Below are 8,339 nucleotides of genomic sequence, written 5' to 3' on the forward strand. Positions count from 1 at the left end.
ACATTCCGTTTCTGCAAACTGAGAATAAAGAAAACTGCTCGTATTGCCCTTATAAAGACATTTGTCAGAGATAGTTAAGGAATTAAACCATTATGGATATATTTCAAGTGTAAAACTTTCTTTTCAAAGGCGGGCAGTGGTGCGAATAAATTGCATATAAAAACAATTTTATCTAAGTTTGCCGCAATTAACATTTGAATATACAATGAGAGAGATTCAATTTAGAGAAGCTTTACGTGAGGCCTTAAGCGAAGAAATGCGCAAAAATGAGAACATTTTTTTGATGGGCGAAGAAGTTGCACAATATAATGGTGCATATAAAGTTAGTCAGGGAATGTTGGATGAATTTGGAGACAAACGCATTATAGACACGCCTATAGCTGAGTTGGGCTTTACCGGTATAGGTATTGGCGCAGCAATGAACGGATTGGTTCCAATCATAGAATTCATGACTTTTAACTTCTCTCTGGTTGCTATAGATCAGATCATTAATGGTGCAGCAAAAATGCTATCTATGAGTGGCGGACAGTTTTCTGTGCCTATTGTATTTCGCGGACCAACTGGAAATGCAGGTCAGTTAGGTGCTCAGCACTCTCAAAACTTTGAGAACTGGTATGCAAACTGTCCGGGTTTAAAAGTTGTAGTTCCATCTACTCCTTACGAAGCTAAAGGCTTGCTTAAACAATCTATTATTGATCCTGATCCGGTTATCTTCATGGAATCTGAGGTTATGTACGGCGATAAAGGCGAAGTTCCTGAAGGCGAATTTTATATTCCTCTAGGTAAGGCTAACGTTGTAAAAGAAGGTACTGATGTAACCATCGTAACTTTTGGCAAGATGCTTACCCGTGTTGTAAACCCAGCTGTAGAAGAATTAACTAAAGAAGGCGTTAGTGTTGAAGTAATTGATTTACGTACTGTACGTCCTATTGATTATGCAACTATCATTGAATCTGTTAAGAAAACCAATCGTTTGGTAATTGTTGAAGAGGCTTGGCCATTGGCTTCTATCTCTTCTGAAATTGCATTTAATATCCAAAAAAATGCTTTCGATTATCTTGATGCTCCGGTATTGCGTATCACTTGTGCAGATGTACCGTTGCCTTATGCACCAACTCTTATTGCGGCTAGCTTACCTAATGCAGAAAAGGTAGTTAAAGCTGTAAAAGAAGTTATGTACGTAGCAAAATAAGACTAATTATTTAAAAGAAATATAATCCCGCTGGTTAAACCCTCTGCGGGATTTTTTTTATTTTTGACCCCACTGTACTTTACAACATCAAATAGAGATCAAAATGAGTAATCACTCTACAATAATCGCTGCTGAACTCGCAGTGGCGGAAAAGCAGGTTATCGCTACTATTGAATTATTGGATGAAGGAGCAACTGTTCCCTTTATTTCCCGTTACCGCAAGGAGATGACAGGGAGTTTGGATGAGGTACAGGTTGCCGCCATCCGCGACAGGTTTCAGCAGCTTCGTGAGCTCGATAAGCGTAGAGAAGCAATTTTAAAAGCACTTGCTGCACTTGAAAAACTTACACCAGAGCTTGAAGCAAAAATAAACGCGGCAACAAATATTGCCACCATTGAAGATATCTACCTTCCGTATAAACCAAAGCGTAAAACCAGAGCATCAGAAGCCCGTAAAAAAGGTTTGGAGCCTCTTGCTATTGCCATACTTGAGCAAAGCAAACAAGATCCGGAACTTGAAGCCGGTAAGTTTCTTAATGATGAGCTTGGCGTATCATCAACAGATGAAGCGCTTGCCGGGGCTAGAGATATCATTGCAGAAATTATAAATGAAAACATTGATGCAAGAACATCAATGAGAAAATATTTTCAAAACAATGCGATTTTTAAATCGACCCTGGTAAAGGGAAAAGAAGAAGAGGGGATTAAATACAAAGACTATTTTGACTGGAACGAGCCACTTAAAACAGCCCCTTCTCATAGAATCCTTGCAATGCGCAGAGGAGAAAATGAGGATATTCTAAAGCTTGAAACCATGCCTGAGGAAGAGGGAGCAATTCAAATTCTGGAGAAGCAGTTTGTGAAAAGCAACAATGGCAGTTCAGCACAGGTTAAATTAGCCATACAAGATAGCTATAAGCGTTTGCTGGGCCCAGCAATGGAAACAGAGGTTCGCGGTATTTCAAAAGAAAAGGCCGATGAAGAAGCGATCCGTGTATTTGCAGAGAATGCAAGGCAATTGCTGCTGGCTGCTCCAATGGGACAAAAGAATGTTTTGGCAATAGATCCTGGATTCCGTACCGGATGCAAGGTTGTTTGTTTGGATATGCAAGGTAAATTACTTGAAAATACTGCTATCTATCCGCATAACGGTCAAAGAGGTGTTCTTGAAGCTGCCGAAACCATCAAAAAATTATGTGCTAAGCACAATGTTGAGGCTATCGCTATTGGAAATGGAACTGCAGGCAGAGAGACCGAGGTGTTTATCCGTGGGTTGGCTATAGCCGACGTAATTGTGGTGATGGTTAATGAAAATGGTGCATCTATCTATTCAGCCTCTGAGGTTGCCAGAGAAGAATTTCCAACTCAGGACATCACCGTTCGTGGGGCAGTCTCAATTGGACGTCGTTTAATGGATCCGTTGGCAGAGCTTGTTAAAATAGATCCTAAGTCTATAGGTGTAGGGCAGTACCAGCATGACGTAGATCAGAATAAGCTGCAGGCTTCTTTAGATGACACTGTAATGAGTTGTGTGAACGCTGTAGGCGTAGAGTTAAACACGGCATCCAAACAGGTTCTGGCGTACGTATCAGGGCTTGGTCCGCAGCTTGCACAAAACATAGTAAGTTATCGTAATGAGCATGGTGCTTTTAAAAATAGAGAAAGCCTTAAAAAGGTACCTCGTTTAGGAGACAAGGCTTTTGAGCAGGCCGCTGGATTTTTGAGAATTAGAAATGCTGAGCATGTGCTTGATACTAGCGCTGTTCACCCAGAGCGCTATGCCCTGGTTAATAAAATGGCAAGAGACCTGAACTGCAGCGTAGCTCAGTTAATGAAGGATGCTGAATTAAGAAAACAGATCAAACTTCAGCAATATGTAAGTGAAGAAATTGGTTTGCCAACCTTAAATGATATTATGAGTGAGCTTGCAAAACCAGGAAGAGATCCTCGTGAGCAGTTCGAAATATTTAGCTTTACTGATGGCATAAATGCAATAGCTGATTTAAAGATCGGTATGAAATTGCCTGGCATTGTTACCAATATTACCAATTTCGGAGCCTTTGTAGATATAGGAGTTCATCAGGATGGATTAGTGCATACGAGTCAGCTTTCCAATAAATTTGTAACCAATGCCAATGATGTTGTTAAAGTTCATCAAAAAGTAGAAGTTACGGTAGTTGAAGTGGATGTGGCAAGAAAGCGTATTTCGCTTTCTATGAAAACAGCCACCGCTGCTCCAAAGCCTCAGGTTAAAAAGGCAGATCAAAAACCAAATAGCTTTAAAAAACCGGTAAGTGCAGGTAAACCGGATCAACATAGAAAGCCGTCAAAACCTCAAACTAATGGTGTTGGAGGGAAGAAAGATAAACCGCTACCAGATGGGGATTTACAATTGAAGCTTGAAGCATTGAAAAACATGTTTAAATAGTAAAAAGAGCATTGCAGTCCGTCATCTCTCCTATCGTGGAGATGACGGACGATTTAAAAAAACGTCATTGGTAATCTCATTTTGTTAACTACAGCTCAATCTGTCTTTTGATACTTTCTTCAAGAGAGATTAATGTTTCTGTACGTTGTATGCCAGATACAGCCTGGATTTCTTCGTTTAATACATGTCTAAGGTGGCTCGTATCGCGACAAATGATCTTGGCAAACATACTATAGGCACCGGTAGTGTAATGGAGTTCTACAACTTCTTTAATTTTGCTTAGTTGCTCTACAGCATCTTTATATTGAATTCCCTTTTCAAGATAGATACCAAGGAAGGCACAGATGTCGTAACCAGCCTTTTGCGGATCAATAATGAGATGTGACCCTTTGATGATACCCATTTCCTGAAGTTTTTTCATGCGGACATGTATTGTTCCACCAGAAACAATCAGATCTTTAGCAATTTCAGTGTAAGGCTTAGTTGCATCATGCATCAGCTGCTTCAAGATATCAATATCCAGGTTATCAATTTCTAAATTTTGGGTTTCTTTTTTAAGCATCGTTTTGATATTTGGTAACAATATTCTAAGTTAATTAGAAATATCGTAAAAATAAAATAAAATGTTTAAAATATTTGCAACGTATATAGGTTGTTGTTACATTTGTATCAAGCAAGTAACAAAAAATAGTTCTTTAAAACTTGTTTATACTCTGTAGGGTGGTGAAATTGGCAGACGCACCTCCTTGTCTCGGTGGTGGAGAATTTGGAAAACCCGTAAGGGCTAACCACTCCTTGAAGGTTCGACTCCTTCCCCTACAGCTATTAAGTAGTTAAATCAACCTAAACCTACTACTTAAGAATTAGTACTTTATATAATGTTGGGTGGTGAAATTGGCAGACACGCCTTCTTGTCTCGGTGGTGGGGATAAATGGATAAACGCAGTTTATGGGTTGACCACAAATTAATTTTTGAACTGTAGCTAACTACCCCTTGAAGGTTCGACTCCTTCCCCAACAGCCAGTTTTTTTATGAATAATAAGTTAGTTAAAAAACGAGTGACCCCGGATAGGGCCACTCTTTTTTTTGTTATGACCTATTTAATGCAAAACAAGAAGGGTGTGTTTCAGATTGTGAAACACACCCTTCTTGTTTTTGAGATCGAAAGCTTAGAAACCGTAGCGGATACCGATCTGCCCCTGATAAGGATTGCCTGATGGATTGGCAATACCAGAATTGTTTACGTTATAAACAAACTGGTTGGTTGTGTTGTTGAACGAATTAACTGAATATAGTGCCTGGTTTCCCATTGATTCGTTCACACCCCATTTCTTATTCAAGAGATTGGCTACGTTGAAAAGATCTCCTGAAATTTCAATGCTGTGGGTTTTATAAACTTTAAATTTCTTGCTGATTCTAAGATCAAAAATGCCATAGAACCCGTTGATACCGCCGTTCCGCTCAGCGATCTGACCGCTGTACCTGTTGATGTAGTCTTTAAGGCTCTGACTTGCATTAGGATTATCCATGATGGCCTTTAAACCAGTTTGAATGTTGGCTGGTACAGCAGTGTTGTTCCTGTCGAAAATAAAAGCAAGATCATTTGTTCCCGAAACAAAGTCGCCATTAGTATTACCGCCCGACAATAGAGAATAGCGTGTGCCACCGATACCTGAATAACGAATACCTACACTTACCCCATAGAAGGTAGGTAGTGTGCCATAGAATACAATTTTATGTCTGAAGTGGTTGTCTGAATAACTCATCTTACTCAGGTCTCTTGGATTATCTTTTACAGGTAAGGCTAGTGTCGCGGTATTCGCTACGTTTCCATTATAAGAAGTATTGTCTTTGGTATCGTTTAATGTATAGCTAAAGGTGATTGTTCCGTCTTTAAAGTATTGATAAGTAGCATCCAGAACTGCTGCGAACTGGTTTACACGCCCCTTGCTGTTCATTTCCAATACCCTACCGATCTTCTGACTAATACGCCCCTGTTGCCAGTCTGGTGCAGCGTTGGTAATACTTGCTGCCGGAACGTACACACCTCGGCCGCCTTCATTTTCCAATCTAAAGAATGGATTTACTGCCATATTGCGATCTACGTATACGTAATTGTTGCGTCCTAATGTGGCAAAACCTGTTATAGTGACTTTAAATTTCTCATTAATAAAATGTGAGTAAGAAGCATTTGCTTTATAAACTACTGGCACGCGGGCATCACTTGCGTTAGTGTTGATCGTGAGAAGTTTGTTAACACCCGGGATGTCAAACAATTCCAGTCCGGGCGCATTCTGAGGGTTATTGCGGTAATCTATGAAATTTGGTATTGGCACATTCGGTGCTCTCACATCAACTGAGGCAATGCGCGTTCCGTCAAATACCCTGTTGTTGATCGTCATGTAATTATTGATGTCCGATCCAAAGATACCAGCACCAAGCCTGATGAAATCCCTGTGCTCCTCATTCACATCCCATGTGAACTGCAGTCTTGGCTGAATCTGGAAAGTCGACAGCGAGTTGTCTGTGCGTAAACCAAGCTCATCCAGAACCAACTGATTCAGAGGCGCAGCAGGGTAGAAACTGTAATCGGCACGAATACCTGCCGTCATCTCCAGGCCCGTTGCAAGCTTCGTTTGCATTTGTCCATAAAGAGCGGTATTGAAGATTCCCTGAGTTACACTTGGGTCGGCCACTAAAGGCACTTCCCTTGTGTATCTGTATGGTTTAAGGTCATTGAAATTCTGCAAGGCAGTTCTATTGTTTGCCGGATTGGCCAGATCTGCGGTATTTCTAAACCAAAACCTGCCGTTCAGCTCACTTCCGTAAACAGAATGTGCACGGGTATACATTAGGTCTGCGCCAAAAGTATATTTAATCTTGTCTGTGTTGTAATACAGGTTATTTACAATCTGTAATACATTATTAGTAAAACCTTCCTGTGCAAAACGGTGACCACCTATCTGAATATTTGTTGCTGCATTGGCTCCATTAATACTTGAAATTACGTTTTCTACAACGGCTCTTGGAATGTTTGCGGCAGGCAACTGATCACCTGGACTGCTTAATTGGTAGGTGTACAAATGCTGTACCTTTAGCTCATTGGTTAGTTTGGAATTGATGGATGAACGTAAAGTAGCCAGTAAGCTGTTATCTACGTTTTGGTCATTTCCATAAGATTCGTACAAATTGATCGGGCTATTGTCTTCCAGGCCCTGCTTGTTGCGGTCATTGGTGTAGTTGTCTCTGATTGTCAACAGGTTTTTCTCATTGATTTGCCAGTCGATTCTTGCAAAACCTGCATCTGAACCGCGTAGCTTATCAAATTCTCCAGTCTGGCGTCCCTTTACCCCATATTTATCCTGGGCGATATCCACAAACTCTTTTAGTGTGGCAGGAGTAATCCTCAGTCGAGTAATATCGGCGTCGGTTTCCAGATTGGCAATCATCAAAGGCCTTGCATCACGCTGATGGTCCCATGCAGCAAAGAAATGCAGTTTATCTTTAATGATCGGACCGCCTAATGAAAATCCATATTGATAGGTAGAGAAATCAGATTGGCGTTTGTTGCCATTGATTGCATAAGGACTTGCCAGCCAGTCTGCCCGGCCATAAGTAAATGCTCCTCCACTAAAAGTATTCGTACCCGATTTGGTTACTGCACTAATGGTCCCACCGCCACTTCTGCCAAAGGTTACGTCATATTGGTTGGTGACTACCTGAAATTCCCGGACAGCTTCCATAGATAAAGAATAAGGTGCACCGCTTCGGCTGGTGGTAGAACCTGCTGAAGTTGGATTCTTAGCCGTCATACCATCAATAGTGTAATTAGTAGAAGAGCCCAGCTGGCCAGATATTGTGCCACCGCGGCTTAAAGGAGACAAGTCCATAAGATTGGTGAAATTCCTGCCGTTAACAGGAAGTTTCTCAATGTCTCTGGCCGTAATGGTGGTTGCAGCACCGAGGTTTTCAGTTTTGTTTTTAAGTCCTGATCCTACAATCTCTACTACTGCCAGGTTTTCTACTGCATCCTGCATGGTGATATTGATTTTCAGGGCATCACCCTGATTTAATGAGTAGCCGGTTATTTTTTGGTCGCCAAAACCTACATAAGTTGCAGTAATAGTGTAGGGTTTCCCAAGGGGAAGTTCTTTAAAGGTATACACACCATTGCTGTTGGTAGTGGTGGAGGTGTTAAATCCTGTAGATTCATTACGAACCCTGACAGATACGCCCGGAACAGGTTTTTTTTGAGTATCAGTAACGGTTCCTGATATTGAAGTTTGTGTTGTTTGTGCCAGGAGTTTATTTTGGGCAAAGCAACAGAATAGAAGCAGGAGAGCTGTACATAGTAAATTTTTCATCATCTGAGTTAGTAGGTTGATTTTTGATGACGAAATTAGGGTTGGAATATTAGCTCAGAAATAGATTTATATTAAGAAATTCTGCAACGATTTGGATATTAATGATGCTACGAAATAGATTACCAATCACAGGAGTTTAAAGCTTTCGTCATCTCGACGTAGGAGAGATCTCTTGATTATGCCAGAGTTCAAGAGATCTCTCCTACGTCCTTTAGATTTGTTTTGATTATTTTTAGAATGAGAAGGAAGCAGAAGTAAACTATCCTTTCGTCAGAGTTTGGACTCATGTCTCGATTTAGACTTCTGCCTCCCTTTCATCAGGAACTCAAATAGAAATTAGGGCTAATGACCCAT

General features: G+C 40.8%; 4 protein-coding genes and 2 tRNA genes. 4 read left to right on the forward strand and 2 right to left on the reverse strand.

Annotated elements, in window-relative coordinates:
* Positions 1-205 precede the first annotated feature (205 nt).
* Both AC1DDX_RS17685 and AC1DDX_RS17690 read left to right on the forward strand, forming a co-directional pair.
* A complete protein-coding gene (locus AC1DDX_RS17685; RefSeq protein ID WP_048908243.1) occupies positions 206-1,192 on the forward strand; it encodes a pyruvate dehydrogenase complex E1 component subunit beta in 987 nt (328 codons plus the stop codon).
* Positions 1,193-1,295: 103 nt separating this feature from the next.
* Positions 1,296-3,620, forward strand: a complete 2,325-nt coding sequence (locus AC1DDX_RS17690; protein ID WP_172662232.1) for a Tex family protein — start codon at positions 1,296-1,298, stop codon at positions 3,618-3,620.
* A gap of 88 nt (positions 3,621-3,708) precedes the next feature.
* On the opposite strand, the gene AC1DDX_RS17695 is transcribed toward AC1DDX_RS17690, so the two are convergent.
* Positions 3,709-4,182 carry an Lrp/AsnC ligand binding domain-containing protein gene (locus AC1DDX_RS17695; RefSeq protein WP_048908245.1) on the reverse strand — a complete coding sequence of 158 codons (474 nt, stop codon included), beginning with the start codon at positions 4,180-4,182 and terminating at the stop codon, positions 3,709-3,711.
* A 152-nt stretch (positions 4,183-4,334) separates the two neighbouring features.
* Here AC1DDX_RS17695 and AC1DDX_RS17700 point away from each other — a divergent pair.
* Both AC1DDX_RS17700 and AC1DDX_RS17705 read left to right on the forward strand, forming a co-directional pair.
* Positions 4,335-4,442: transfer RNA gene (locus AC1DDX_RS17700), tRNA-Asp, on the forward strand.
* 57 nt (positions 4,443-4,499) lie between these two features.
* Positions 4,500-4,644, forward strand: a tRNA-Asp gene (locus AC1DDX_RS17705).
* Positions 4,645-4,790: 146 nt separating this feature from the next.
* Here the strand turns inward: AC1DDX_RS17705 and AC1DDX_RS17710 are convergent.
* The gene (locus AC1DDX_RS17710; protein WP_337717036.1) at positions 4,791-7,988 is read right to left on the reverse strand and encodes a TonB-dependent receptor; all 3,198 of its coding nucleotides are present in this window, start codon (positions 7,986-7,988) and stop codon (positions 4,791-4,793) included.
* Positions 7,989-8,339 lie beyond the last annotated feature (351 nt).

This window comes from Pedobacter sp. 10L46_2, from assembly GCF_056395165.1.

Coding starts and splice junctions, on each gene's coding strand:
- AC1DDX_RS17685 (WP_048908243.1), top strand. CDS start 206: ATGAGAGAGATTCAATTTAGAGAAGCTTTACGTGAGGCCTTAAGCGAA.
- AC1DDX_RS17690 (WP_172662232.1), top strand. CDS start 1,296: ATGAGTAATCACTCTACAATAATCGCTGCTGAACTCGCAGTGGCGGAA.
- AC1DDX_RS17695 (WP_048908245.1), bottom strand. CDS start 4,182: ATGCTTAAAAAAGAAACCCAAAATTTAGAAATTGATAACCTGGATATT.
- AC1DDX_RS17710 (WP_337717036.1), bottom strand. CDS start 7,988: ATGATGAAAAATTTACTATGTACAGCTCTCCTGCTTCTATTCTGTTGC.